This window comes from Microbacterium sp. AC026, assembly GCF_979258475.1.
Window position 1 is genome coordinate 1,286,201 of the sequence record NZ_OZ409857.1, and the last position, 24,510, is coordinate 1,310,710.

Genomic DNA, 24,510 nt, shown 5'->3' on the forward strand with positions numbered 1-24,510 from the left:
ACATGCACACAGCAGCTCGCGCGGGGGTGGCGATGTCCGCCATCGCCGTCCTCGCACTCACCGGATGCGCAGCCGGCGCCTCACCAGACACCGAACCGACACAGGAAGAGGCGGCACCCGGCTTCCTCGCCGTCGCCGACGACGCATTCGACGACGGTGGCGACCTCGTCGTCCAGGTCGACTACGACACCGCAGAGGCCGGCGGTCTCGACCCGCAGGGTGCGGCGACCGCGCGCTCGTGGATGCTGGAGGGACTGTCGTACGAGACCCTCACCACGATCGACGAGAATCTCGACGTCGCGCCGTCTCTCGCCACCTCGTGGAAGACGCCGAGCGACACCGAGTACGTCTTCACGCTCGCCGATGACGCGGTGTTCTCGAACGGCCGTGCCATGACGGCTGCCGATGTCGCCGGCAGCCTGCAGCGTCTCATCGACACCCCGACCACGTGGACGGGTCAGCTCGGCCCGATCGCCTCGATCGAGGAGACCGGCGATCTCGAGGTCACGGTCACCCTGTCTGAGCCCTACGCACCGTTCCTCGCCGCGCTGGCGAACACCCCCGCCGCCGTCCTGCCCATGGCCGAGATCGAGGCAGGCGAGATCGACATCACGACCGAGATGGTCGGCACAGGCCCCCTCGTCGCGACCGCGCACCGACAGGATGAGGAGTGGACGTTCGAGCCGAACGAGCACCACCCCGACGCCGCCTCGCTGGGCTTCTCGACGCTGACGATCGACATCGTCGGCGATGAGGCCACCAGGGCCGCAGCCCTCCGCGACGGATCGGCCGACTTCGCCGTGCTCAACTCCATCGACTCGGCGGAGCTCCTGGCGAACGCGCAGGAGGTCAGCGTCGTCGGACAGAAGAACACCGACTTCCACTACCTGATGATCAACTCCCTCACGGGCGATGAGGCGCTGCAGGATGAGGACGTGCGCTTCGCCATCAACAGCGCGATCGATCGTGATGCGATCAACGAACTCGCATTCGGCGGCTCGACCGCGGCCACCGGGGTCACCCTGCCGGTCTTCCCGACTCGTGCCTCGCTGCGGACCTCCCCTCGGCCGCACACGACGTCGCCGCGGCGAAAGCGGTGATCGACGAGGTCGGAGGCCTCGAGCTCGACCTCGTCGTGTACACCGATGAGCCGGTGCTCGCCCAGATCGCTCAGGTCATGCAGCAGAACCTCGCCGAGATCGGCGTGACGGTCGAGATCCAGCAGGTCGATTACGCCACCTACTCCGATCAGGTGTACGGCAGCCCCGCGACATTCGACCTCGCTTTGAGCTGGTTCGCCGGCTACGCGGATCCTGCGATGGTCACGACCTGGTGGAACCCCGAGGTCGCCGGCTTCTCGGCCGTCTTCATGAAGGGCTCAGACGAACTCGACGGGCTGATCGCCGACGGATACTCGACCGAGCCGGGGGCCGACCGGGCCGCCGTGTTCGAGAACCTCTGCGCCGTCGCCGACGAGCAGAGCGAGATGGTGCCGCTGGTACTGCGTCCGTCCACGATCGGATGGAACACCGAGTCGCTGTCGCCGACGCTCAGCAGCGACGAGGGCTACGGCAACTTCCTGCGCTACATCACCCAGTTCCGCGCCAGCTGACATGGCCGTCGCTCTGTGGTCGCTCCGGCGCATCGGCGCCGCACTGGTGACGCTCGTCGTCGTCTCGGTGCTGATCTTCGCGTCCGTCCGTCTCATGCCGGGCGACTACATCGACCTCGTCCTGGGTCCGCTCGCCACCGAGGCGCAGCGGGCCCAGGCGGTGGCCGAGTCCGGGCTCGACGACCCGGTCGTCGCGCAGTACTTCCACTGGCTGTTCGGCGTTCTCACCGGTGACCTCGGCTACTCGTTCGTCTCGAACGTGTCGGTCACCGACGAGTTCGCCGCACGCCTTCCCGTCACGGCGACGATCGCGCTGCTGACGATCATCGTCACCCTGCTCGTCGGCATCCCGCTCGGCTTCTTCGCCGCCCTGCGATCGGAGGGTTCGGCCGGTGCCGTCGGCCGGATCGTCAGTGCGCTCGGCATCAGCATCCCCGAGTTCCTGCTCGCGGGCGTCGTGGTCTTCGCCGTCTCGACCCTCGGACTCGGGGTCTCGGTCGGCCGGTTCGCGCCGTTCGCCGTCGACCCTGCGCGCTTCTTCGGGGCGCTCGTGCTTCCGGTCACGGTCCTCGCCGTCGGCTGTGTCGCCGTCGTCGCGAGGAACACCAGGGATGCCGTCATGAACGTCCTCGTCGAACCGCACGTGCAGGCTGCCGTGGCACGAGGCGAGACCCCCTGGTTCATCATCCGTCACCACGTGCTCCGCAACGCGGCAGCCCCCATCCTGACGATCGTCGGCGCTCTGATCGCCGTCCTCCTCGGCGGCACAGTGATCGTCGAGTTCGTGTTCAACATCCCGGGCATGGGCTCGTACCTGCAGACGGCTCTCGGGCGGCGCGACTACGCGATCGTCCAGAGCGCGGTGCTGCTCGCCGCCATCGTGTTCATCGTCGCGAGCCTGCTCGTCGACCTCATCGCCAATGCGCTGGACCCCCGTCTGCGCCTGACCGGAGGAGCCGCCGATGACCATCGCCCCCACAGCCACGCACCGCGTCCGCGCGGCGGGCGACGCGACGCGCGGCGCCTGGCGTCGCAGCGATGCCGTGCTGCGCACCGCGATCGTCGTGCTCGGTCTCGTCGTCGTGATCACCGTGATCGCCGTACTCACCGGCCTCGCCGGGTCGACGACCGCGACGGTCGGCGGCAGGCTCGAGAGCCCGTCGGCGCTCGCGCCGTTCGGCACCGACAACCTCGGACGCTCGCTCCTCCCCCGCCTCTTCCAGGGCACGGCGACCACCCTCGTCGTGTCGATCGTCGCCGTGGTCTGCTCGGCGGTGGTCAGCACCGTGCTCGGAATGCTCGCCGGCTACTACGGCGGGGCGGTGAACGAGGCGGTGATGCGCGTCGCCGACGTGCTCTACGCGTTCCCCGCTCTCGTGCTCGCCATCCTCGTCTCCGCCCTCCTCGGGCCCGGTCGGCCGGCGGCGATCATCAGCATCGTCGTCATCACCATCCCTCTCATGACCCGCGTGGTGCGCATCGCGACCCGGGCCGTGGCCGAGCGGGACTTCATCGTCTCTGCGCGCATCAGCGGAGTCCGAACCCCGGTGATCTTCGTCCGTCGACTGCTGCCGAACATCGCAGGGACCATCGCCGTGCAGGCGAGCTACGCGCTCTCCGTCGCGATCCTCGTCGAGGGAGGACTGAGCTTCCTCGGCTTCGGCGTGCAGGCTCCTGAGGCATCCCTCGGCCTTCTCATCCAACAGGGGATGCTGTACATGACCCAGGCCCCCCAGCTCGTGATCGTCCCCGGCGCCGTGCTGGTGGTCTCGATCCTGTGCATCAACATCATCGGCGACGGCCTCCGTGACCGATTCGAACCGCGAGAGACGAGGTCCCTCCGATGACCGCCGTACGCATCAGCGATCTGGCACTGGAGTTCACGGGCACCACCACTGTCAGGGCCCTCGACGGGGTCGACCTCGACGTCGCAGACGGCAGTTCGGTCGCGATCGTGGGCGAGTCGGGATCCGGCAAGTCGACGCTCGCCTCCGTCATCGGCCGCCTGCATCCGCGTTCGGCGCAGATCGTCAGCGGCCTGATCGAGGTCGACGGGATCGACGTGCTCGGTCTCGACGACGACGCGCTGCGCGGCTACCGACGCGACACCCTCGCCTATATCGCGCAGGATCCGATCGGCTCGCTCGATCCGACGATGCGCATCGGCGCCCAGCTGAAGCTCGTGCTCCGCGCGGTCGGCGACGACGGCTCTCCCCGCCGCCAGGTCGAGTTGCTGGAGGGCATGCAGATCGCCGATCCCGCGCGCGTCATCCGACTCTTCCCCCATCAGATCTCGGGCGGGATGGCCCAGCGTGTGGCCATCGCGATGGCCATGTGCCGCCGCCCCCGGCTGCTGATCGCCGATGAGCCGACCGCGGCGCTCGACAGCCAGGTGCGCGAAGAGGTCATCCGGCTGCTGTTCGCTCAGGCGAAGGAGCAGGGCACGACCATCCTCTGGCTCAGTCACGATCTGCCGGCCGTCGCGCGCTGGTGCGACGAGGTCGCCGTCATGTACGCCGGCCGGGTCGTCGAACGCGGTCCGGCATCCGCGGTGCTCGGCACCCCGGTGCACCCGTATGCTCGAGCGCTCGCGGCGACGGATCCCTCGCGTGCGAAACGGGGAGAGCGGCTCTCGAGCATCCCGGGCTCCCCTCCGGTGCTGCATGGCGAGGCGGAGGGCTGCGCCTTCGCCGCACGCTGCGCTCATCGGATCGATGCGTGCGAGGTCGTCAGGCCCGAGCCCGTGTCGCCACGGCACAGCCTCTGCATCCGCACCGCGGATCTCGTGCTGGCCGATCGGCGAGCAGGACTCATCCCCGACGAGGAGGTGTCGGCATGAGCGCGTCCTCCGCGACTCCGACCGTCGAACTCGACGACGTCAGCGTCGTCTTCCCATCGGGCTTCGGCGCGGGTCGACGAGAGGTCAGAGCCATGTCGGGAGTCTCGTTCTCGGTGGCGCCGGGTGAGACGCTCGGCCTCGTCGGCGAGTCCGGCTCGGGCAAGACGACGACAGGGACAGTCGTGCTCGGATTGCAGCACCCCGACTCCGGGGCCGTGCGGTTCCAGGGAGCGCCGCTAGCCAGGAGCCTGCGATCCCGCGCCGGGCGGATGCAGGCGGTCCTGCAGCATCCGCGGTGGGCGCTCGACCCGCGCTCGACCGTGCTGTCATCGGTGCTGGAGCCCGTGCTCGTGCACGAACGTCGCACGTCGGCGACCGAGGAGCGGGCCCTGGCGATGCTCGAGAGCGTCGGACTGCCGGCCTCGTTCGCCACTCGCCGTCCCCACCAGCTCTCGGGAGGACAGCTGCAGAGAGTGAGCGTCGCACGTGCGCTCGTGACCCACCCCGCCTTCATCGTCTTCGACGAGGCCGTCAGCGCGCTCGACGTCTCGGTGCAGGCGCAGATCCTCAACCTCATCCAGGACCTGCAGGCGGAACACGGCTTCGCCGCCCTGTTCATCTCGCACGACCTGGCGGCCGTCCGCTACATCTCCCATCATGTGGCGGTGATGCGCGCCGGCGAGATCGTCGAGCACGCCCCGACCGAGGTCTTCTACGACCTGCCCAGCCATCCCTATTCGCGTCAACTGTTCCAGGAGCTCTCATCGTGACCGACACCCACCGTCTCGCCCCCGTCCTTGCCGCAGGACCACGTCGATCCAACGGCGACTACGCCCTCTCCCCTGTGCACGGCACCGATCGTGGGCAGGTCGAGTACGACTTCCCCGGCGTGCTCCTCGGAACGGCCGAATACACCGAAGGTCCGACCGGAGCGACGGTGCTGTCGATCCCAGCCGGCGCTCGGACATTCACCGACCGGCGCGGCGGCGCCGTGGGCGCCAGCGGACTGTACGGATACAACCACGCCATCTGCCTCGCCGGAGGTTCGGTGTACGGCCTCTCCGCCGTGGCGGGCGTGTCTGAGGCGCTGTTCGAGCGCGCCGAGCACCGCTCCGGTTTCGACCAGCTGCAGCTCGTGTCGGGCGCCATCATCTACGACTACTCGGTGCGCGAGAACTCCGTCTTCCCCGACACCACGCTCGGCAAGGCCGCCCTGCAGGCCGCACGTCAGGGCGTCGTCGAAGTGGGCCGCGTCGGCGGCGGCGCCTCGGCCTCATCCGGAAAGGTCGACCCCGCCCGAGTGGAGTTCACGGGCCAGGGAGTCGCATTCCGCCAGGTGGGTGATGTCAAGGTCCTCGTCGTGACGGTGCTCAACCCCTACGGAGTGATCCTCGATCGCTCGGGCAGGATCATCCGCGGCAACTACGACGCGAGCACCGGCGAGCGCCGCCACCCGGCGCTGGACTACGAAGAGGCGATCGGGGAGTCCCGACTGGTCGACTCGATGTCGGGCAACACGACGATCACCGCGGTCGTGACGAACGTGCAGCTCACCGACACCGAGCTCAAGCAGTTCGGCCTGCAGGTGCACAGCTCGATGCACCGCGGCATCCAGCCCTTCCACACCCCGCTCGACGGCGACACGCTCTTCGCGCTGACGACCGACGAGGTCGCGCTGCCCGAGAATCCCAGCACGTCCCGGGGCCGGCTCTCGCTGAACTCCACCGCCGTCGCCACCCTCGCGGGCGAGACGGCGTGGGACGCGATCCTCTGCGCGGCGGGCTGACCGTGTACGAGTTCGAGAAGTACCTCGCCCCCTCGCAGCACGAGGTCAACGAGCTGGTCCGCCGACACCCGTTCGCGCTCATCGTGACGAACGGCGGCGGCGCGGCCGGCGCACCCACGGTCACGCACACCCCGGTGATCATCGAGCGGATGGCACCGGACGGCGGCTTCGTCGGCGGAGAGCTGCTCGGCCATATCGCGCGGAAGAACCCGCAGTGGCAGCAGATCACCGACGGCGACTCGGTGCTGCTGGTGTTCTCCGGCCCCCACGACTACGTGTCGCCGACGACCTATGCCGATGACCCCAACGTGCCGACGTGGGACTACGCGGCCGTGCACCTGACGGCCAGGGTGACCGTGCTCGAGGATGCGAGCGACGGCATGCATGTCGTCACACGAACCGTCGAGGAGCTCGAGAGCCTCGAGCAGACGGCGTGGGACATGCAGAGCTCGCTGCCCACGTTCGAGCGCATCGTCGGGGGGATCGTGTCGTTCCGGTTCGAGATCATCGAGCAGCGCGCGGTCTTCAAGGTCAGTCAGGACAAGCCCCTCGAGGTGCGCGAGCGCGTCGCCGCCGCATCCCGTGCCCGCGGCTGCCCCTATGGTGACGTCGCCGAACTCGTCGAGCGCATCGGAGGAGACCGGTGATCGTCCACGAGTGGTCTGCGGAGGCAGGCGAGCCGCAGGAGGAAGGACGCCGGTTCGGTGCCCACTGGTCGCCTCAGCTGGCCGCCACCCGCGACTCGTACCTGAGACTCTTCGCGCAATCGGGTGTTCCCGCCGAGCGCGCCCGAGCGGTCGCCGACGAGTGCCGGGCGATGACCGAGACCCACGCCGCCGAGATCGCCGACGAGTTCGTCGGGATCGCCGAGGGCAGCGGCCTGTCGCTGACCGACGTGCATCTGCTGACCGCTCGCACCGAGATCCTGGCGCGCATGACGCCGTCGATGGAGTGCTCGACGGTCGTGTACGTGCCCGATGACGCGAGCGCACCCCGCACTCTGCAGACCTGGGACTGGCACGAGACGCTGTCGAACGAGACCGTGGTGCGGCGCCTGCGATCGGCATCGGGAACCGGTGTCGTGACCTTCTGCGAGTTCGGGCAGCCGGCGAAGATCGGCGTGAACGATCGAGGCCTCGGACTCCACTTCAACATCCTCCATCACCGATCCGACGGATCGCAGGCCGGGGTGCCCGTGCACGTTCTCGCCCGCATGATCCTCGACCGTGCGTCGACGGTCGCCGACGCGGTCGAGATCGCCCGGAGCGTCCCGCTCGCAGCGTCCAGCGTCCTGACCGTCGCGGCCTTCGACGGCCAGGCGGCCGAGGCCGCAGCCGTCGAGGTCTCCCCGCGGGGGTCGCGGTGCTGCCTGTTCCCCGCGGACGCACCTTGGCCCACACGAATCACTTCCTCGACGAGACCCTCGCCGCCGGCGAGTACTCGCCGTACGAGACCACGAGCGTGCCTCGATACCGGTGTCTGACGGAGGCAGCGGACCTTGCTCGGATCGTGGATGATCGCGAGCGGGCCCTCGCGTTCGGAGCCATCCCCGACGCACCGATCTCGGTGCGCGCGCGGGCCGATCAGCCGGAACACCTCCGCTGGGAGACGAAGCTCACGGTCGCTCTCGACGTCGCGACGGGTGCTCTGTCCTTCGCCGCCGCGGCGCCGGCCGACGTCGTCGACGCCGAGTGGCGTCGTGTGGGCATCCTGAGCGACGTGCGTCCCGCGTCCATCCGATGAACGACCTCCTGCACCTCGCCGCCTTGGCACTGGCGACGATCGGTGCGGGGTCGTTGATCGGCATGCGGCATGGAGTCGGTGCTCCCGAGTTCGCGGCGGCCGTACTCATGCTGGCGGGCATGGGCGATGCCATGACGGTCGCGCTGCTGCCTCCCGTCGTGTGGTTCGCCCTGATGCTCCCCGCCGCGATCGTTCTCGCGATCCGCTGCCGGGCGCCGGCTGTGCTCGGAGACCGGAGCGCGCGCGCAGGCGGCAAGATGTCGGCCCACCTGGCACTCGGACTCGTCTCGACCGCCGCGCTGATCCTGCTGATGGCGGCGATTCCCGGGACCGACGTCACCGACGCGGCCGTCTCTTCCACGCACCCGCACGGTGGGGGCGCAGGGATGCCGCAGGTGCTCGGCGTGACTCTCGGACTCGGAGCGATCCTGCTCTCGACGATCGCATTGCGCTCGGAGCGGTCCTGGCTCCACCGAGTGCATCACACCACGATGGCGGCATCGACGGTAGCGATGTCCGCCATCGTGGTGTTCTGAGCGCCGGCCGTCATCGACGGCCGGACGACTCAGTGGAAGAAGTGACGCTCCCCGGTGAAGAACATCGTGACGCCGGCCTTGCGTGCGGCGTCGACGACCTCTTCATCGCGCACCGAGCCACCGGGCTGCACGATCGCGGTGACGCCCGCATCGATGAGCACCTGCGCACCGTCGGCGAACGGGAAGAAGGCATCGGAGGCAGCGACAGAACCGGCTGCACGATCACCGGCTCGCTCGACCGCGAGGCGGCACGAGTCGACACGGTTGACCTGCCCCATGCCGACGCCGACCGTGGCGTTGTCCTTCGCGAGCACGATCGCGTTCGACTTGACGGCGCGGCACGCCTTCCACGCGAAGATGAGGTTCTCCATCTCCTCGTCGCTGGGGCGCTCGCCCGAGACGAGCTCCCAGTTCTTCGCGACCGAGACGATGTCGTCGGGGAACCGATCGGCATCCTGCAGCAGAAGTCCGCCCGAGACGAGGCGCACATCCATGCGCTCCTGCTGCCAGTCCTCCGGCAGCTGCAGCAGACGCAGGTTCTTCTTCGCCTTGAACACCTCGAGGGCTGCGGGTTCGAACGACGGCGCGACGATGACCTCGGTGAAGATGTCCTTCAGATTCTCGGCCATCTTGAGGGTGACGGTGCCGTTCGCGGCGATCACTCCCCCGTAGGCCGACACCGGGTCGCACTCGTGGGCGCGGATGTGCGCGCTCGCGATCGGGTCGAGGGCGTTCGGGGCGGTCGTGGCGATGCCGCACGGGTTCGCGTGCTTGATGATCGCGACGGCCGGCTTCACCATGTCGTAGGCGGCGCGCAGCGCGGCATCCGCGTCGACGTAGTTGTTGTACGACATCTCCTTGCCCTGCAGCTGCGTCGCCTGGGCGATGCCGTGGCCGCCGACACGCGTGTAGATCGCGCCGCGCTGGTGCGAGTTCTCGCCGTAGCGCAGCGTCGCCAGCAGCTCGGCCTGGATCGTCAGGTGCGTCGGCAGGTCCTCGCCCTCGCCGAGCGTGCCCTCCGCGAACCATGAGGCCACCGCGGTGTCGTAGGCGGCGGTGTGGGCGAAGGCGCGGGCCGCGAGCTCGCGGCGCTGCGTCAGCGTGGTGCCGCCGTTCTCGATGGCGCTGATGATGCCCGGGTACGACTGCGGCGAGACGACGATCGCGACGTTCGCGTGGTTCTTGGCCGCGGCGCGCACCATGGCGGGGCCGCCGATGTCGATCTGCTCGACCACGTCGTCGCCCTCAGCACCGGAGGCGACCGTCTCGACGAAGGGATACAGGTTCACAACGACGAGCTCGAACGGCGCGATGTCGAGATCCGCGAGCTGACGTTCGTGATCCTCGAGGCGCAGGTCCGCGAGCAGACCGCCGTGGATCTTCGGGTGCAGCGTCTTCACACGACCGTCGAGCATCTCGGCGACTCCCGTGACGGCGGCGACGTCGGTCACCTCGAAGCCCGCCTCGCGGATCGTGGAGGCCGTCGAGCCGGTCGAGACGATCTGCACGCCCGCGCCGGCGAGAGCGGCGGCGAGATCGAGCAGACCGGACTTGTCGCTCACCGAGACGAGTGCGCGGCGAACCGGGACGGTGTCGCGATCGCGGTACAGCGAGTGGTCGTGGCGGGGGCCGGCCATGATGGGCTCCTTCGTGCGAGGGGGCGTGCGTGGATCGGTTCAGGATGCTGAGGTCAGCGAGAGCTCACCGGTCGCGATGCGGCGCACCACGTCGATGAGAAGTCGGCGCTCGACGGGCTTGATGCGCTCGTGGAGGCTGTGCTCGGTGTCACCGGCGACGACCGGCACGCGCTCCTGCGCGAGGATCGGGCCGGTGTCGACGCCGTCGTCGACGACGATCACGCTCGCGCCGGTCTCCGAGACGCCCGCGGCGAGCGCGTCGCGCACTCCGTGTGCGCCGGGGAACTCGGGCAGGTATGCGGGATGCGTGTTGATCAGTCGTGGCGAGAGGTCGGCGACGAGGGCGGCAGGAAGCAGACGCATCAGGCCGCTGAGCACGACGAGGTCTGCGTTCCAGACGGCGAGCTGGCGGCCGAGCTCTTCGCCCCAGGCTTCGCGCGATTCGTGCTCGTGCCACGGAACCGTGAAGCTCGGGATGCCGAACTCCTCGGCGTGGGCCAGGCCGTCGGCTTCGCGGTCGGCGCCGACGACCACCACCCGCGCAGGGAAATCGGGGTGGCGAGCAGCCTCGAGGAGGGCGCGAAGGTTCGAGCCGGTGCCCGAGATGAGAACGGCGACCGTGAGCACGCGCCCAGTCTACCGGGGCCGATGGGAGGCCCCGAGCCGCATGTCAGCCGACGGGATCGCGCGGATCGCGCCGCGGGAGCCGGAATCCGCCCGCGTCATCCAGCGGCGCCGTGTCATAGGTCGACGGTCCGTCCGGCCAGCCGACCGTTCCGTCGCTGGGATCCGTGCGTGCGTTCGACACCGCATCGGATGCCGTCATCTCGGCGACCCAGCGGTCGGTGCGCTCTTCCGCGAGCTCATCGCGATTGCGGGGCGACAGGAGCAGGATCGCTGCGCCGAGCAGGACCTCTCCTCCCAGCGCGAGAGCGAACGGCAGCGGGGCAGGCCCGGCTTCGGAGAGCCGCCCCGGCCCCATCGACCCTCCGGCGAACAGGGCGGCGATCGCGGCGACAGCGGCGGTCAGCACGCCGATCCCGATGGCGATCGTCGCACGGGGGGCGAGGCCGAGCGGCGTGCCCTCCCAGACGAGGCGGGACCGGACCGCCCAGCCGGCGAAGGCACCGGCGCCGATCGGGAGGATGATGACGATGAGCATCCAGATCGACGTGCTCTCGGGAAGCAGCCCCAGCACGGGGATTCCGGGGACCACGCCGAGCTGGGTGCCCGCCGGGGACACCGCTGTGCCGACGCCCACGGCGAATCCGGGTCCGGCGAGCCAAGACGCCGCCCAGACGAGGATGGTGGGCAGATAGGCGAGATGCCCGAGAGTGATGACTCCGGCGCCGAGCGCATCGACCCGCGCCGCCTGGAAGAGGGCCACCATCTCGCCGCCTCGTGCCGCCGTGAGCACGGCGACAGCCACTGCGGAGACCGCGGTGGTCCCCACGACGGCGAAGGCCGCTCCGCGCACGGCCGCACTCGGAACCGGCCCCCAATCGCCCCACGAGTCGACGACGTCGTGGATCCGGTCGAGGAAGCCGCCGTCACCGTCCTCCCAGGCGATGCGGACGGCACCGCACACGGCGCCCACGAGATAGACGGCTGTCGGAAGCAGGATCGCCTCGACGACGGGCGTCTCGACGGCTCCGAGATGAGCGGTCAGTGCGACTCCGGTCGCGATCGCCGCGAACGTGAGGGAGCCGGCGAGCGAGCCGAGGAGCCAGGCCCCGCGCGCGCGGCGCGGGTGCCGGAGCGGGCTGCGAAGAGCAGCGTGAAGATCAGGAACGCGAGCGGTGTCACCGAGAGCGTGAAGGCGGCGGCCGCCGGTGCGATGCCCGTCGTGCGGAGCACCTCGGTCGATACGTCGATGCTCAGCGGCACGCCGTGGCCGAACTGCCACAGGGTGCCGGTGAGCGGCCAGAGCGCTCCCCAGTCGGCCGTGACGCCGAACGAGAGCGTCCAGAGCAGGGTGAGCGGCGCCAGCAGGACCACGAGACCGACCGCCGCAGCGATTGCGGCATCGAAGGCGGCGAGGAGCGCGACGAGGAGGCGTTGCATATCGAATCGAGACTACGACGAGAACCCTGTCGTCGCCTGTGGGCGCGCGCGACTCGGGCGACACGATATCGTCTCCAGCGGAGGTTTCCCGATGACAACTGCCCCGTCCCCCACCCGCTCAGAGGCCCAACCCAAGAACGCCCTCGACCGCTTCTTCGAGATCAGCAAGCGCGGATCCACGATCGGCACCGAGATCCGAGGGGGCCTGGTGACCTTCGTCACGATGGCCTACATCGTGATCCTCAACCCGATCATCCTGTCCGGCTCGGCCGACGTCGCCGGCGACACGCTCGATTTCAGCGCCGTCGGCGCCGCCACCGCGTTGACCGCCGGCATCATGACGATCCTGTTCGGTCTCATCACCCGCCTGCCGTTCGGCTTCGCCGCCGGCCTCGGCATCAACGCCTTCGTGGCCTTCTCGGTCGTCGGTCAGGTCACCTGGCCCGAGGCGATGGCTCTCGTGATGATCAACGGTCTCGTCATCGTGCTTCTCGCGGCGACCGGCCTGCGCAAGATGATCTTCGACGCGGTTCCGTTCCAGCTGAAGATCGCGATCACGGTCGGAATCGGCCTGTTCATCGCCTTCATCGGGTTCGTGAACTCCGGCTTCGTCACCGCGACCGGCAGCGCATCTCCGCCGGTCGGTCTCGGCGTCGGCGGATCGGTCGCGACCGTGCCCACCGTGCTGTTCATCGTCACGCTCATCGTCACCGGCATCCTGGTCGCGCGCAAGGTCAAGGGCGGGCTGCTCATCGGCCTCGTCACCGGCACCGTCCTCGCGGTGATCGTCGAGGCGATCTGGCATCTCGGAGCCGCATCCGACGACAACGCGGGCGGCTGGGGGCTCACGGTTCCGACTCTCACGGGATCGCCGTTCGGTCTGCCCGACCTGAGCCTGGTCGGCGCGGTCGACTTCAGCTTCGACTTCAGCAAGGTGAGCCTCGTCGCGATCGTGATGATCGTCTTCACCCTCGTCTTCTCGAACTTCTTCGACGCCATGGGCACCATGACCGGTCTCGCCAAGGAGGCCGACCTCGCGAACGAGAACGGCGACTTCCCGCGCATCAAGTCGGCGCTGGTCGTCGAAGGTGTCGGCGCGATCGTCGGTGGTGGTACGTCCTCGTCGTCGAGCACCGTGTTCATCGAGTCCGGAGCGGGTATCGGCGAGGGTGCGCGCACCGGATTCGCCAACCTGATCACGGGTGGCATGTTCCTGCTCGCGATGTTCCTCACGCCGCTCACCTCGATCGTCCCGACCGAGATCGCGGCCGCCGCGCTCGTGATCGTCGGCGCGATGATGATGGCGCAGATCAAGTACATCGACCTCACGGAGTTCGACGTGCTGCTGCCCGTCTTCCTGACCGTGACCGTGATGCCGCTGACCTACTCGATCGCCAACGGAATCGGCGCCGGCTTCGTCAGCTGGGTGCTCATCCAGGCGTTCTCCGGCAAGGCCCGCAAGATCAGCCCGCTGCTGTGGATCGTCGCCGTCGGCTTCCTGATCTTCTTCGCCCGAGGTCCCATCGAGGCGCTCTTCGGCGTCGCCTGAGCGACGACGAACAACACGAAGGGCGGATGCTGCGGCATCCGCCCTTCGTCGTCCCTACGCACATGGCGTGTCGAAAGCGTCCGGGCATAGAAGAAGGCCCCGGAGTGGAGTCCAGGGCCTTCTCCTCCAGTCTAGCGCTTAGAGCGACTCGACGATCTCACGCATGAGTGCGGCCGTCTCGGACGGCGTCTTGCCGACCTTGACCCCCGCGGCCTCGAGGGCCTCCTTCTTCGCCTGGGCGGTGCCCGCGGAGCCCGACACGATCGCGCCGGCGTGGCCCATGGTCTTGCCCTCGGGAGCCGTGAAGCCCGCGACGTAGCCGACGACCGGCTTGGTGACGTGCGCCTTGATGTAGTCGGCCGCGCGCTCTTCGGCGTCGCCACCGATCTCGCCGATCATCACGATCGCCTTGGTCTCGGGGTCGGCCTCGAACGCGGCGAGCGCGTCGATGTGCGTCGTGCCGATGACGGGGTCGCCGCCGATGCCGATGGCCGTCGAGAAGCCCAGGTCGCGCAGCTCGAACATCATCTGGTACGTCAGGGTGCCCGACTTCGACACGAGCCCGATCGGTCCCTTTCCGGTGATGTTCGCCGGCGTGATGCCGACGAGCGCCTCACCGGGGGTGATGATCCCGGGGCAGTTCGGTCCGATGATGCGAGTCGTGTTGCCCTTGCTCTGGGCGTACGCCCAGGCCTCTGCCGAGTCGCCGACGGGGACACCCTCGGTGATCACGACGAGCAGCGGGATCTCGGCATCGATGGCCTCGATCATCGCGTCCTTGGTGAAGGCGCCGGGCACGAAGGCGATCGACACATCTGCGCCGGTCTCCTTCATGGCCTCGGCGACCGAGCCGAAGACGGGGAGCTCGACGGCGTTGCCGTCCTTGTCGGTGTGCGCGACCGTGGTGCCGGCCTTGCGTGCGTTCACGCCGCCGACGACCTGGGTGCCGGCCTTCAGCATGAGCGCCGTGTGCTTGGTGCCCTCGCCGCCGGTGATGCCCTGGACGATGACCTTGGAATCCTTGTTGAGGTAGATCGACATTTCTCTAGTCCTTGTGTCTCTCTGCGATCAGGCGTTGGCGAGTTCGGCGGCCTTGTCGGCGCCTTCGTCCATGGTGCTGGCGAGCGTGACGAGCGGGTGCGCGTACTCGGCGAGGATCGCACGACCCTCGTCGACGCGGTTGCCGTCGAGGCGCACGACCAGCGGCTTGGACGCCGTGGAGCCGAGCGTCTCGAGTGCGCCCTTGATGCCGTTGGCGACGGCGTCGCACGCCGTGATGCCGCCGAAGACATTGACGAACACGCTCTTGACCTGCGGGTCGCCCAGGATGACGTCGAGGCCTGCGGCCATGACCTCTGCCGAGGCGCCGCCGCCGATGTCGAGGAAGTTCGCGGGCTTGACGCCGTTGTGGTTCTCGCCGGCGTAGGCGACCACGTCGAGCGTCGACATGACGAGACCTGCGCCGTTGCCGATGATGCCGACCTCGCCGTCGAGCTTGACGTAGTTCAGACCGCTCTTCTTGGCCTTGGCCTCGAGCGGGTCCGCTGCGTCCTTGTCCTCGAGCGCCTCGTGCTCGGGGTGGCGGATCTCGGAGGCGTTGTCGTCGAGCGTGACCTTGCCGTCGAGGGCGATGATGTCGCCCTCTTCGGTGCGGACCAGCGGGTTGACCTCGACGAGAGTCGCGTCCTCGCCCTTGTAGACGTCGAAGAGCTTGACGAACACGTCGGAGACCTTCTCGATGAGGTCCTCCGGGAAGTTGGCGGCACGAGCGATCTCGACGGCCTTCTCCTTGTCGATGCCGGTCAGCGGGTTGACCTCGACGCGCGCGAGCGCCTCGGGACGCTCGACCGCGAGCTCCTCGATCTCCATGCCGCCCTCGACCGAGCAGAGGCTCAGGTACGAGCGGTTGGCACGGTCGAGCAGCACGGAGAAGTAGAACTCCTCAGCGATGCGGGCACCCTGCGCGACCATGACGCGCTTGACGATGTGGCCCTTGATGTCGAGACCGAGGATGGCCTTGGCCGCCTCGTACGCCTCGTCGGGGGTCTTGGCGACCTTGACGCCGCCGGCCTTGCCACGACCACCGGTCTTGACCTGGGCCTTGACGACGACGACGCCGCCGATCTTCTCAGCGGCTGCCTTCACCTCCTCAGGGGTGTCGGCGACGATGCCGGCGAGGACCGGCACTCCGTACTTCTCGAAAACGTCTCGTGCCTGGTACTCGTACAGATCCACTGTGCTTCCTTCACTGGGCTGCGGCCTGAAATTCTCTCGATGTCGAGACATCGATCAATCCCCCAGCCTACTACCGCCGCCTGAGCGCCCCTACGTCCGCAGAGCGCGGGCGACGAGCCGATGTCGTCCGGTAGCATTCTTGTGCGTTGAATCAGGGGGAGACAATGACGGACACGTTCGACTGGTCGGATCCGATCGCCACACGGGCCCGCATCGAGCAGCAGGTCAGAGACGCAGAGCGCCGCGCGGCACAGGCCGAGCAGGTGCGCGACGACATCGCTGCCGTGCGTGAGCGGGCGACGTCGCCTGGCCGTGATGTCGCGGTCACGGTGGACTCCTCCGGTCGGCTCGCCGAGGTCACGCTCACGGATGCCGCATACGACCGATCCCCCGCAGCGCTGGGCGCTCTGATCGTCTCCCTCGCCGGAGATGCGCAGCGCGCGGCCGGCGCGAAGGCCGTCGAGATCGCCGCCGAGGCGTTCGGCGCGGACGACGCAGCCGTCGAGCACCTGCGTGAAGAGATCGCTCAGCTCCCCGACCCGAGTCAGGACGGCCAGCCACGGATCGAGTACCGCTGATGGCGGAGCTGATCGCGGTAGACACCGAGACGGTGCGCAGGCACGCGCAGCGCGTCGGCCAGATCGCGTCGGATGTCAGGCTCGCCGAGAACGCCGCCGGGTCGATGAACGTCGGCGGCGGGGCGTTCGGGGTGATGTGCGCATTCCTGGTTCCGCCTGCGCAACTCGTCTCGTCGATCGCCATCGGCGCGATCTCCGCCGCGGCGACCATGCTCGAGCAGTCCGAGGAACAGCTCAAAGGTCTCGCCGATGACTTCGATGAGGGCGAGCAGCGACAGCTCGACACGATCAGCGGTCTGATGGCATCGGTCGAGGGCGGCGTCCGATGACGCCGCCGAACCCGCTGGTGGCCGGACCGATCGATCCGACGACGCCGTTCAGCGGCGCAGGGCTGCTCGAGGACGGCTATGAGCTCGTCAACGCCATCGAGAGCGGAGACTGGGTGGCCGGAGGCCTCGCATCGTTCTCCGCCCTGGCGAACACCGTCGCGACGGCGATGGATCCGCTCGGATCGCTGATCGCGGCGGGTCTGGGCTGGCTCATGGACCATCTCGAGCCGCTCAAAGGCTGGCTCAACGACCTGACCGGCGACGCAGGTGAAGTCGCCGGATTCGCCGCGACGTGGGGCAACATCGCCCAGCATCTGCAGCAGGCGGGCGAGACCCTCGATTCCCGACTCGCCGACGTGAGCTCGATGTCGGGCGAGGCGATCGCCGCGTACCTCCGACTCCAGGCGGACGTCGCCGCTCATATCTCCGCCGCGGGCGCGTGGGCGGGCGGCATGAAGACCGGCATGGAAGCGGCATCCATGCTCGTCCAGGTCGTTCATGAGCTCGTGCGCGACACGCTCTCGCAGCTCGTGGGCTCGCTGATCTCCTACGCGAGCACGCTGGTCATCTCACTCGGCACCGCCACCCCATATGTCATCGCGCAGGCGACGAGCCGCGTCTCGGCGATGACCGCCCGGATCTCCGGCACGGTGCTCAAGCTCGTCGACGCCGTCACGGCTCTCGCCAAGCACCTGGACGAACTCAAGGCGCTCTTCCAGCGCCTCGGAGACCTCTTCTCGCGCGGTCCGGGCGGCGGAAACGCTCCCTCCGGTCCCGGAGCACCGCACAGCCCGAACGGCACACCTCCCCGCACCCCGCCCGACGGCACGACGCCGGACGGGCCCGCCTCGCCCGGTCCCAGCGTGCGCGACCAGAGCATGCTCACCGACGAGCAGCTCCAGACATATCTCGAGCGCAACTACCCGCAGTACGCCGACGACTTCGCCGACACCGGCACGCTCCCACCCGACGTGCAGATCCCCAAGGGGCCTGAGGTCCTTCAGCCGGATGGGAGCATCGACTGGAGCCAGGTGCCCGGCGGCGGGTACGTGCTGGATGCCAACGACAATCCGATCCGACAGCCGCACACGCCGCAGCCCGGTGACGTGCTCGACCGCTACGGTCCCCCCGACGGTCGATACACCTCACCGGTGCCGGATGACGGGCCGTACACGTACGACCAGCGTTCCCTGCCCTACGTCGAGAATCCCGCGCATTACCACCGCTACGAGGTCGTCGGCGATCTGTCCGATCTGCGTGGTGCGTTCGACAGCGCCCCTCAGCACGTCAAGGACGAACTCCTGGCGGGCGGTCTCAAGCCCGAATACCTCGGTTCACAGGGGTACCAGGGAGACATCGCGCCCGGATTCGGCTCGCCGGGTGGCGGCTCCCAGGTGCAGCTTCCGCTCACCGCCGAGCAGCTCATCGCGCTGGGCCTGCTTAAGGAGATCCCATGACGAACCTCACCGCCGCCGACGCACAGCGCATCATCCAGGAGGAACAGCTCACCGCCACCGCGAACTGGTTCGGGCGCACCGGCCGTCGCGAACGGTCGGCATGGATCGATCGCGACGGCGATGAGTGGATCGTGTGGGACACCGACGAGCGCGGCGACCGGTTCTTCGGCCCGTCGCGCTTCTCCTCCGAAGCCGAGGCTCTCGACCAGTTCCTGCGGATGGCACGGTCGCACAAGGCAGCGGATTCCACCGCTGTGCGCCGGATCGGGGACTCCGCATGACCGAGGTCTGGATCGGCCCCGACGGCCGCGCCCTCACTCGCGAGCCCGTGCCGGCCGGCGCGGAGGTCTGGGACATGTACGGCCCCGTGAACACCCGCTACGTCTACCTCGTCGAGAACGGGCAGCCCGCTGCGTATCCTGAGCGCTCGCTCCCCTGGGTCGAGAATCCGTCGGCGTACCACCAGTTCATCGTCATCGGCGATTGCGTACACGTCCGTGCCGCATACGAGGGATCCGGCGATGCCGCGCTTCGCCGCGACCTGGATGATCTCGTGGACATCGGCTACTACCGCTGGGACGAGCCCATCTACAGCGGCAGGGTGGCTCCCGCATTCGGCGAACCCGGCGGCGCCACCCAGCTCGTGCTGCCCCTGCCGCTCTCGTTCTATCTGCGACTCGGACTCGTGCGCGAACTGAGCGTCCCTGGAGGACTGGCATGAACCGTGACACCGTGCTCGCCGACCTCCGCGCACGCGGTCATGCCGGGTACTCCCTCTTCGAGGACCCGCGCGGCAAGCCGAACGTCATCGTCCTGACCTTCGGCAGGAACGGTTTCCAGACCTGGATCCAAGACGAACGCGCACAACCCATCGCCGGTTCGCTCCGCGCCTTCGACGCGGAATCCGAGGCCCTCGCCGACTTCACCCACCGGGTGGAGATCTGGAACCGCGTCAGCGGCGTCCGTCCGACGGCATAGACGGCCACGCCTCCGTCCGGTCGCAACGGCCTCACGCCCTACGGCGACCGCCCATGATCGTCGACGACATCGACAGGTCTAGGCTCATTCCATGCACGAATCCGCAGAACTGCGCACCGGCGTCGTGGCCGCTGCACTCGAGCTCTTCGCGTCACAGGGCTTCGACCAGACCTCCGTCGAGCAGATCGCGAAGGCCGCAGGCGTCTCACGCTCGACCTTCTTCCGCCAGTTCGGCGGCAAAGAGGATGTGGTCTTCGCGGACCATGAGGTGCTGCTCGACCAGTTGCGGACCTTCCTCGCGGAAGGGCATGACGATCCCTGGCGTGCGGTCTGCGCGGCATCCGAGTCGGTCTTCGCCCACTTCGCGCACGATCCCGAACTCGCGCGTCGCCGCTATCAGATCGTCCGCCAGGTGCCGGTGCTCCGTGAGCGCGAGATCATCACGGTGTTCCGCTACGAGCGGCTGTTCGACGACTATCTGCGCAGCTCGCTCCCCGGGATCGATCCTCTCGATGCCGTCGGGTTCTCCGCCCTCGTCACCGCCGTGCACAACCATGTGCTGCGGCAGCTGCTGCGCGGCAAGAAGAAGGTGCCGCTCTCGACGCTGCAGACGGCGCTCGCCGACGTCCGCCGCCGCTACGGGGTGCCTTCCGACGCGGTCTCCGAGGCTCCGGATGACGTGGTCGTCGCCGTGTTCCCTCGCTCGATGCCGATCGCCGAGGTCACCCGGCGCCTGCGCTCTCAACTCGACTGAACCAGGACTCTCTCCACCGGAGTCGTGAAACCGAGTTTCACAGCGTACGATACTTGGTGTCACGAAGGAGTCACCATGAGCACCGCAGCCTCTCCCTGCCCGGCGAGCGCGTCTCGTCGTACGACATCACCGGGCGACAGGACAGCGATTATTACGCCGTCTTCGCCGACATCCCCGACGCCGACCGGTCGGCCTGGGATCGCGCCAAGGCCTACATCGACGAGGTCGGGCCTCAGATGGCGGACGCCTGGGATCGCGCGGAGTATCCGCTCGAGGCTGCGCGCCGAATGGGCGAGATGGATCTCGTCGTCGATGGCATCGAGCATCCTGCCCTCACCCGGCTCTCCCCCTCGCTGCCGGGCTCGTGAACATGGAGATCTCGCGCGGCGACGGGTCGCTCGGCACCGTGCTCGCCGTCCAAGGCGGGCTCGCGCTGCGCACCTTGGCGCTCTTCGGATCCCCCGCTCAGCAGGAGAAGTGGCTCACGGCTCTGGCAGACGGCTCGGTCTTCGGATCCTTCGCCCTCACCGAGCCCGACCACGGGTCTGACTCGGTATCGCTGGAGACCGTGGCCCGCCGCGATGGCGACGAGTGGGTCATCCGCGGCGCGAAGAAGTGGATCGGCAACGGCGCCTCGGGCGGCATCACTTTCGTCTGGGCCCGCGTCGACGACGAGAGGGCGCCCGAACACGGTGCGGTCCGGTGCTTCCTCGTCGAACAGGACACCCTGGATACTCAGGGACCCCGATCCGCGGCAAGGCCTCGCTGAGGGCGATCCACCAGGCTCACATCGTGCTCGACGACGTCCGGGTGCCGCTCGACTCCGTGCTCCCTGGCACCAAGAGCTTCAAGGACGCGTCGGTCGTCCTCTACGCCACCCGCTCAGGGGTCGCGTGGTCGGCCCTCGGCCACGCGACGGCCTGCTACGAGGCGGCGCTGGCCTACTCGACCCAGCGCATCCAGTTCGGCAAGCCGCTCGCCAAGTTCCAGATGGTGCAGGAGCGCCTCACGCACATGCTCGAGGACCTCACGGCCATGCAGCTGTACTGCCGTCGCCTCGCAGACCTCGAGACCGCGGGTGAGCTTCGCCCCACGCAGGCCTCGCTGGCGAAGTTCCACAACACGCGAGCAGCTCGACGCGTGGCATCCGTCGCCCGTGACCTCCTCGGCGGCAACGGCATCCTGCTCGAGAACGGTGTGATGCAGCACATGGCCGACATCGAGGCGATCCACACCTATGAGGGCACCGAGAGCGTGCAGGCGCTGCTGCTCGGGCGCGACATCACGGGGATGAGCGCCTTCACCTGAGCGCTCACCACCGCGGTGCCGACGAGGACGTCAGTCGCAGCCGCAGCCGCCGGCCGGCGTCTTCACCATGAAGCAGACGTCGCACACGCCGTAGTCGCGCTCTTCCGTCTTGGTCGCGCGCTCGGCCTTCGGCGCAGCCGCGACACGAGGGGTCGTCGATCTCTTCGCCTTGACAGGCGCGATCGGGCGGAACTCGCTCGGGTGCGTCACGTAGAAGTACGGTGCGCGGCCCTCGCTCGGCTGCAGTCGCAGGGGCGTCGAGCCGATGACGATCGTCTCGTCCTCGGTGAAGCCGTTGGTGTAGGTCTTGCCGATGTGCAGCGGGGCGCCGTCGCCGCGGCGGATAGCCTCGATGTAGCGACCGCGGTCGATATAGGAGGAGATGCCGACGGCGTCGGTGATCGCGGAGATGAACTCGTGGTTCTCCTCGGCGATGCGATGCGCGCGGAGCGCCTCCGCGAGGGTTCGGTACGGACGGGAGTTGCCTGTGGGGGTCGGGCCCTGAACTTCATTCATTTCCTCAAGGATCTCACGCCCGGGCATGGAAGACTGGCCGAATGGCACGCGCGACGATCATCGGCTCCGGACCGAACGGCCTGGCGGCGGCTGTGTCCCTCGCGCGCGCCGGCTACGAGGTGCACGTGCTCGAAGCTGCCGACACGATCGGCGGCGGAGTCCGCACGACGGAATCGACCCTCTCGGGCTTCCGGCACGACGTCTGCGCCGCCGTGCACCCGGCCGCGCTCTCTTCGTCGTTCTTCCAGGCGTTCGGCCTCGCCGAACGGGTGGACTGGATCCTCCCCGACATCTCGTACGCGCACCCGCTAGACGGCGGCAGAGCCGGAATCGCATGGCGCGACATCGAACGCACCGCGGCAGGGCTCGGCGTCGACGAGCGGGCCTGGCTGTCGCTCCTGCGCCCGCTCAGCACTCACGTCGAGGGTGTCGTCGACTTCACCGGCAATCAGATGCTCAGGGTGCCTCGCGAGCCGATCACGGCTCTCCGGTTCGCCCTGCGGATGCTCGACCAGGGCACGCCGCTCGCCCGGCGCAGCTTCCGCACCGAAGAGGCCGCCGCGCTGATGGCCGGTGTCCTGGCGCACGCGAACACCCCGCTCCCCTCGCTCGCCGGTGCCGCAGCCGGGCTGCTGCTCGCCGCGCAGGCGCACGCCGGCGGATGGATGTACCCGCGAGGCGGCGCGCAGCGCATCGCCGACAGCATGGTCGCCGATATCGAGGCCCATGGCGGATCCGTCGAATCGGGCATCCACGTCACCGACCTGGGATCGCTCGACTGGGGCGACCCCGCCCGTGGTGATCTGCTGATGCTGAACACATCGCCCCGCCTCACCCTCACCCATCCGGACATCCCCGCGGCCTACGCGCGGGCGATCCGCAACTACCGATACGGCCCCGCCGCTGCGAAGGTGGATTTCGCTCTCGACGGGCCGATTCCCTGGGCGAATCCCGACGTCGCCCAGTCGCCCACCGTCCACATCGGCGGATCGGCCGCGGAGACGTGGGCGAGTGAGAACGCTGTCGCCCGGGGACGGATCAGCGACCGACCGTACGTCCTGACGGTGCAGCCCTCGGTCTTCGACCCCAGCAGGGCGCCGGAGGGCAAGGCGGTGCTGTGGGCGTACATCCATGTTCCCCAGGACTCCGATCTCGACGCCACCGAACTCATCACGCGTCAGGTCGAGCGATTCGCACCGGGATTCCGGGACCTCATCCTCGCGCACCACTCGGTGCCGGCGTCGTCGCGCGAGGCGGTCAACCCGTCGGAGATCGGCGGCGACATCCTCGGCGGGGCGTTCACGATCCCGCAGGCGCTGCGGCGCCCGGTCCTCGGCGTCGCGCCCTGGCGCACTCCGATGCACGGGGTGTACCTCGCGTCGGCGTCGACACCGCCCGGCCCGGGCGTCAACGGCATGGCGGGATGGCATGCCGCCCGCACGGCGCTCAAGGATGCCGGCATGCGCGTCTCCCTCGACGACCTCTTCTCCTGACGGGCGAAATCACCCTTCTGCCACGACGCGACCGACGCCAGGATGGATCCATGCGCTACGAGATCCCGTCCCCGATGCTGGCGAAGGCGGCAGCATCCGTCCCCGATCCCGCGAAGACCGCCGGAGGGCTGCTGTTCGAGCCCAAGTGGGACGGATTCCGCGGGCTGATCGCCTGGGACGGCGAGACCGTCGAGATCGGCTCCCGCGGCGCGAAACCGCTGACGAGATACTTCCCCGAGCTCGTCGAGGCGATCCCGCGACTGCTTCCGAGGTCGTGCCTGCTCGACGGAGAGATCGTCGTGGCCACGGGACACGAGGGGGCGCAGCGACTCGATTGGGAGGCGCTGAGTCAGCGCATCCATCCCGCGGCCTCACGAGTGGCGAAGCTCGCCGCGGAGACGCCTGCGATGTTCATCGCCTTCGATCTGCTGGCCGTCGACGACGAAGACCTCCTGAGCACTCCGTTCGCCGAACGCCGCGCGCGCCTGGAGAACCTGATGGAAGGGGTCGAGCATCCCCTGCACATCACGCGCACCACCCGCGATCGGGACGCCGCCGTGCGCTGGCTCGCCGAGTTCGAGGGCGCAGGGCTAGACGGGGTCGTCGCCAAGCCACTCGATCAGCCGTACGCGCCCGGAAAGCGCACCCTCATCAAGATCAAGCATGCCCGCACCGCTGACGTGGTCGCGCTCGGCTACCGCGTGCACAAGTCCGGGTCGGGCGTCGGGTCTCTGCTCGTCGGCCTCTACGACTCCGACGGCACCCTGCGGCAGGTCGGCGGCGTGGCCGCATGGAGTGATGTGCGCCGCCGGGAGCTCGTCGAGGAGCTCGCCCCGCTCGTGCAGCGCGACGACTCCGGCGAGGCCCTCACCGGCGAGGGTGAGCGTTCGCGCTTCAGCGGGTCCAAGGATGTCTCGTTCGTCCGGCTGCGCCCCGAGCTCGTGCTCGAGGTGCGCTACGACCAGCTCGAGGGTTCGCGGTTCCGCCATACGGTGCAGTTCGACCGCTGGCGTCCGGACCGGGATGCGCGCTCGTGCACCTACGACCAGCTCGACACCGTGGCCGGGTACGACCTGGCCGAGGTCATCGGCTGAGG

At 68.8% G+C, this 24,510-nt stretch carries 25 protein-coding genes and 3 pseudogenes; 22 read left to right on the forward strand and 6 right to left on the reverse strand.

What is annotated here, in order from left to right; translation table 11 throughout:
* Nucleotides 1-2 precede the first annotated feature (2 nt).
* The 11 genes and pseudogenes from ACZZ93_RS06450 to ACZZ93_RS06500 all read left to right on the forward strand — a co-directional run bounded on the left by ACZZ93_RS06450 (nucleotide 3) and on the right by ACZZ93_RS06500 (nucleotide 8,516).
* Nucleotides 3-1,100, forward strand: a complete 1,098-nt coding sequence (locus ACZZ93_RS06450; RefSeq protein ID WP_463510701.1) for an ABC transporter substrate-binding protein — start codon at nucleotides 3-5, stop codon at nucleotides 1,098-1,100.
* A complete protein-coding gene (locus ACZZ93_RS06455; protein ID WP_463510702.1) occupies nucleotides 1,097-1,612 on the forward strand; it encodes an ABC transporter substrate-binding protein in 516 nt (171 codons plus the stop codon). The genes ACZZ93_RS06450 and ACZZ93_RS06455 overlap by 4 nt, the downstream gene beginning before the upstream one ends.
* 1 nt (nucleotide 1,613) lies before the next feature.
* A pseudogene (locus ACZZ93_RS06460) lies at nucleotides 1,614-2,495 on the forward strand (ABC transporter permease); the annotation flags it as partial.
* Between the two features lie 79 nt (nucleotides 2,496-2,574).
* Nucleotides 2,575-3,459, forward strand: a complete 885-nt coding sequence (locus ACZZ93_RS06465) for an ABC transporter permease (RefSeq protein ID WP_400340482.1) — start codon at nucleotides 2,575-2,577, stop codon at nucleotides 3,457-3,459.
* Complete coding sequence (locus ACZZ93_RS06470) at nucleotides 3,456-4,451, forward strand: ABC transporter ATP-binding protein (RefSeq protein WP_463510703.1); 996 nt, start codon at nucleotides 3,456-3,458, stop codon at nucleotides 4,449-4,451. The genes ACZZ93_RS06465 and ACZZ93_RS06470 overlap by 4 nt, the downstream gene beginning before the upstream one ends.
* Nucleotides 4,448-5,221: an ATP-binding cassette domain-containing protein gene (locus tag ACZZ93_RS06475; RefSeq protein ID WP_072590872.1), complete on the forward strand. Its 774-nt coding sequence runs from the start codon at nucleotides 4,448-4,450 to the stop codon at nucleotides 5,219-5,221. The genes ACZZ93_RS06470 and ACZZ93_RS06475 overlap by 4 nt, the downstream gene beginning before the upstream one ends.
* Complete coding sequence (locus tag ACZZ93_RS06480; RefSeq protein ID WP_463510704.1) at nucleotides 5,218-6,237, forward strand: P1 family peptidase; 1,020 nt, start codon at nucleotides 5,218-5,220, stop codon at nucleotides 6,235-6,237. The genes ACZZ93_RS06475 and ACZZ93_RS06480 overlap by 4 nt, the downstream gene beginning before the upstream one ends.
* Nucleotides 6,207-6,884 (forward strand): FMN-binding negative transcriptional regulator, encoded by a 678-nt coding sequence (locus tag ACZZ93_RS06485; protein WP_463510705.1) that lies wholly within the window; start codon nucleotides 6,207-6,209, stop codon nucleotides 6,882-6,884. Before ACZZ93_RS06480 ends, ACZZ93_RS06485 begins: the two co-directional genes overlap by 31 nt.
* Nucleotides 6,881-7,720 carry a C45 family autoproteolytic acyltransferase/hydolase gene (locus ACZZ93_RS06490; protein ID WP_463510706.1) on the forward strand — a complete coding sequence of 280 codons (840 nt, stop codon included), beginning with the start codon at nucleotides 6,881-6,883 and terminating at the stop codon, nucleotides 7,718-7,720. The genes ACZZ93_RS06485 and ACZZ93_RS06490 overlap by 4 nt, the downstream gene beginning before the upstream one ends.
* Before the next feature lie 26 nt (nucleotides 7,721-7,746).
* The gene (locus ACZZ93_RS06495) at nucleotides 7,747-7,980 is read left to right on the forward strand and encodes a hypothetical protein (RefSeq protein WP_463510707.1); all 234 of its coding nucleotides are present in this window, start codon (nucleotides 7,747-7,749) and stop codon (nucleotides 7,978-7,980) included.
* A complete protein-coding gene (locus ACZZ93_RS06500) occupies nucleotides 7,977-8,516 on the forward strand; it encodes a hypothetical protein (RefSeq protein ID WP_463510708.1) in 540 nt (179 codons plus the stop codon). The genes ACZZ93_RS06495 and ACZZ93_RS06500 overlap by 4 nt, the downstream gene beginning before the upstream one ends.
* Nucleotides 8,517-8,545: 29 nt before the next feature.
* On the opposite strand, the gene purH is transcribed toward ACZZ93_RS06500, so the two are convergent.
* From purH to ACZZ93_RS06515, 3 genes and pseudogenes are all read right to left on the reverse strand, one after another.
* Nucleotides 8,546-10,153, reverse strand: coding sequence for a bifunctional phosphoribosylaminoimidazolecarboxamide formyltransferase/IMP cyclohydrolase (purH, locus tag ACZZ93_RS06505; RefSeq protein WP_053099011.1), 1,608 nt, complete (start codon nucleotides 10,151-10,153; stop codon nucleotides 8,546-8,548).
* A gap of 39 nt (nucleotides 10,154-10,192) precedes the next feature.
* Complete coding sequence (purN, locus tag ACZZ93_RS06510) at nucleotides 10,193-10,780, reverse strand: phosphoribosylglycinamide formyltransferase (protein WP_056277354.1); 588 nt, start codon at nucleotides 10,778-10,780, stop codon at nucleotides 10,193-10,195.
* 43 nt (nucleotides 10,781-10,823) lie between these two features.
* Nucleotides 10,824-12,217, reverse strand: a pseudogene (locus ACZZ93_RS06515) (cell division protein PerM).
* A gap of 91 nt (nucleotides 12,218-12,308) precedes the next feature.
* On the opposite strand from ACZZ93_RS06515, the gene ACZZ93_RS06520 reads away from it, so the two are divergent.
* Entirely contained in the window at nucleotides 12,309-13,766 is a 1,458-nt protein-coding gene (locus ACZZ93_RS06520) for an NCS2 family permease (protein ID WP_463510709.1), read from the forward strand.
* Nucleotides 13,767-13,904: 138 nt separating this feature from the next.
* On the opposite strand, the gene sucD is transcribed toward ACZZ93_RS06520, so the two are convergent.
* Together sucD and sucC are read right to left on the reverse strand one after the other, a co-directional pair.
* A complete protein-coding gene (sucD, locus tag ACZZ93_RS06525) occupies nucleotides 13,905-14,807 on the reverse strand; it encodes a succinate--CoA ligase subunit alpha (protein ID WP_056277351.1) in 903 nt (300 codons plus the stop codon).
* Between the two features lie 27 nt (nucleotides 14,808-14,834).
* Entirely contained in the window at nucleotides 14,835-16,001 is a 1,167-nt protein-coding gene (sucC, locus tag ACZZ93_RS06530) for an ADP-forming succinate--CoA ligase subunit beta (RefSeq protein ID WP_053099006.1), read from the reverse strand.
* Nucleotides 16,002-16,165: 164 nt separating this feature from the next.
* Here sucC and ACZZ93_RS06535 point away from each other — a divergent pair, with 164 nt between their 5' ends.
* The 8 genes and pseudogenes from ACZZ93_RS06535 to ACZZ93_RS06570 all read left to right on the forward strand — a co-directional run bounded on the left by ACZZ93_RS06535 (nucleotide 16,166) and on the right by ACZZ93_RS06570 (nucleotide 21,405).
* A complete protein-coding gene (locus tag ACZZ93_RS06535) occupies nucleotides 16,166-16,579 on the forward strand; it encodes a YbaB/EbfC family nucleoid-associated protein (RefSeq protein ID WP_056277348.1) in 414 nt (137 codons plus the stop codon).
* A complete protein-coding gene (locus tag ACZZ93_RS06540; protein WP_053099004.1) occupies nucleotides 16,579-16,908 on the forward strand; it encodes a type VII secretion target in 330 nt (109 codons plus the stop codon). Before ACZZ93_RS06535 ends, ACZZ93_RS06540 begins: the two co-directional genes overlap by 1 nt.
* Nucleotides 16,905-18,365 (forward strand): glycohydrolase toxin TNT-related protein, encoded by a 1,461-nt coding sequence (locus ACZZ93_RS06545; protein ID WP_463510710.1) that lies wholly within the window; start codon nucleotides 16,905-16,907, stop codon nucleotides 18,363-18,365. The genes ACZZ93_RS06540 and ACZZ93_RS06545 overlap by 4 nt, the downstream gene beginning before the upstream one ends.
* A complete protein-coding gene (locus tag ACZZ93_RS06550; RefSeq protein WP_463510711.1) occupies nucleotides 18,362-18,646 on the forward strand; it encodes a hypothetical protein in 285 nt (94 codons plus the stop codon). The genes ACZZ93_RS06545 and ACZZ93_RS06550 overlap by 4 nt, the downstream gene beginning before the upstream one ends.
* Nucleotides 18,643-19,086 (forward strand): hypothetical protein, encoded by a 444-nt coding sequence (locus tag ACZZ93_RS06555; RefSeq protein WP_463510712.1) that lies wholly within the window; start codon nucleotides 18,643-18,645, stop codon nucleotides 19,084-19,086. The genes ACZZ93_RS06550 and ACZZ93_RS06555 overlap by 4 nt, the downstream gene beginning before the upstream one ends.
* Nucleotides 19,083-19,343 carry a hypothetical protein gene (locus tag ACZZ93_RS06560; protein ID WP_053099000.1) on the forward strand — a complete coding sequence of 87 codons (261 nt, stop codon included), beginning with the start codon at nucleotides 19,083-19,085 and terminating at the stop codon, nucleotides 19,341-19,343. Before ACZZ93_RS06555 ends, ACZZ93_RS06560 begins: the two co-directional genes overlap by 4 nt.
* A 91-nt stretch (nucleotides 19,344-19,434) precedes the next feature.
* A complete protein-coding gene (locus ACZZ93_RS06565) occupies nucleotides 19,435-20,097 on the forward strand; it encodes a TetR/AcrR family transcriptional regulator (RefSeq protein ID WP_053098999.1) in 663 nt (220 codons plus the stop codon).
* Nucleotides 20,098-20,192: 95 nt separating this feature from the next.
* A pseudogene (locus ACZZ93_RS06570) lies at nucleotides 20,193-21,405 on the forward strand (acyl-CoA dehydrogenase family protein).
* A 30-nt stretch (nucleotides 21,406-21,435) separates the two neighbouring features.
* Here ACZZ93_RS06570 and ACZZ93_RS06575 read toward each other — a convergent pair.
* Nucleotides 21,436-21,921 carry a hypothetical protein gene (locus ACZZ93_RS06575; RefSeq protein WP_053098997.1) on the reverse strand — a complete coding sequence of 162 codons (486 nt, stop codon included), beginning with the start codon at nucleotides 21,919-21,921 and terminating at the stop codon, nucleotides 21,436-21,438.
* A gap of 41 nt (nucleotides 21,922-21,962) precedes the next feature.
* Here ACZZ93_RS06575 and ACZZ93_RS06580 point away from each other — a divergent pair, with 41 nt between their 5' ends.
* Together ACZZ93_RS06580 and ACZZ93_RS06585 are read left to right on the forward strand one after the other, a co-directional pair.
* Nucleotides 21,963-23,414: a phytoene desaturase family protein gene (locus ACZZ93_RS06580; protein ID WP_463497738.1), complete on the forward strand. Its 1,452-nt coding sequence runs from the start codon at nucleotides 21,963-21,965 to the stop codon at nucleotides 23,412-23,414.
* Between the two features lie 50 nt (nucleotides 23,415-23,464).
* On the forward strand, nucleotides 23,465-24,508 hold the full coding sequence (locus ACZZ93_RS06585) for an ATP-dependent DNA ligase (protein WP_463510713.1): 1,044 nt from the start codon (nucleotides 23,465-23,467) through the stop codon (nucleotides 24,506-24,508).
* Nucleotides 24,509-24,510: the final 2 nt, after the last annotated feature.

Coding starts and splice junctions, on each gene's coding strand:
- ACZZ93_RS06450 (WP_463510701.1), top strand. CDS start 3: ATGCACACAGCAGCTCGCGCGGGGGTGGCGATGTCCGCCATCGCCGTC.
- ACZZ93_RS06465 (WP_400340482.1), top strand. CDS start 2,575: ATGACCATCGCCCCCACAGCCACGCACCGCGTCCGCGCGGCGGGCGAC.
- ACZZ93_RS06470 (WP_463510703.1), top strand. CDS start 3,456: ATGACCGCCGTACGCATCAGCGATCTGGCACTGGAGTTCACGGGCACC.
- ACZZ93_RS06475 (WP_072590872.1), top strand. CDS start 4,448: ATGAGCGCGTCCTCCGCGACTCCGACCGTCGAACTCGACGACGTCAGC.
- ACZZ93_RS06500 (WP_463510708.1), top strand. CDS start 7,977: ATGAACGACCTCCTGCACCTCGCCGCCTTGGCACTGGCGACGATCGGT.
- purH (WP_053099011.1), bottom strand. CDS start 10,153: ATGGCCGGCCCCCGCCACGACCACTCGCTGTACCGCGATCGCGACACC.
- ACZZ93_RS06520 (WP_463510709.1), top strand. CDS start 12,309: ATGACAACTGCCCCGTCCCCCACCCGCTCAGAGGCCCAACCCAAGAAC.
- sucD (WP_056277351.1), bottom strand. CDS start 14,807: ATGTCGATCTACCTCAACAAGGATTCCAAGGTCATCGTCCAGGGCATC.
- ACZZ93_RS06535 (WP_056277348.1), top strand. CDS start 16,166: ATGACGGACACGTTCGACTGGTCGGATCCGATCGCCACACGGGCCCGC.
- ACZZ93_RS06540 (WP_053099004.1), top strand. CDS start 16,579: ATGGCGGAGCTGATCGCGGTAGACACCGAGACGGTGCGCAGGCACGCG.
- ACZZ93_RS06545 (WP_463510710.1), top strand. CDS start 16,905: ATGACGCCGCCGAACCCGCTGGTGGCCGGACCGATCGATCCGACGACG.
- ACZZ93_RS06550 (WP_463510711.1), top strand. CDS start 18,362: ATGACGAACCTCACCGCCGCCGACGCACAGCGCATCATCCAGGAGGAA.
- ACZZ93_RS06555 (WP_463510712.1), top strand. CDS start 18,643: ATGACCGAGGTCTGGATCGGCCCCGACGGCCGCGCCCTCACTCGCGAG.
- ACZZ93_RS06560 (WP_053099000.1), top strand. CDS start 19,083: ATGAACCGTGACACCGTGCTCGCCGACCTCCGCGCACGCGGTCATGCC.
- ACZZ93_RS06565 (WP_053098999.1), top strand. CDS start 19,435: ATGCACGAATCCGCAGAACTGCGCACCGGCGTCGTGGCCGCTGCACTC.
- ACZZ93_RS06575 (WP_053098997.1), bottom strand. CDS start 21,921: ATGAATGAAGTTCAGGGCCCGACCCCCACAGGCAACTCCCGTCCGTAC.
- ACZZ93_RS06580 (WP_463497738.1), top strand. CDS start 21,963: ATGGCACGCGCGACGATCATCGGCTCCGGACCGAACGGCCTGGCGGCG.
- ACZZ93_RS06585 (WP_463510713.1), top strand. CDS start 23,465: ATGCGCTACGAGATCCCGTCCCCGATGCTGGCGAAGGCGGCAGCATCC.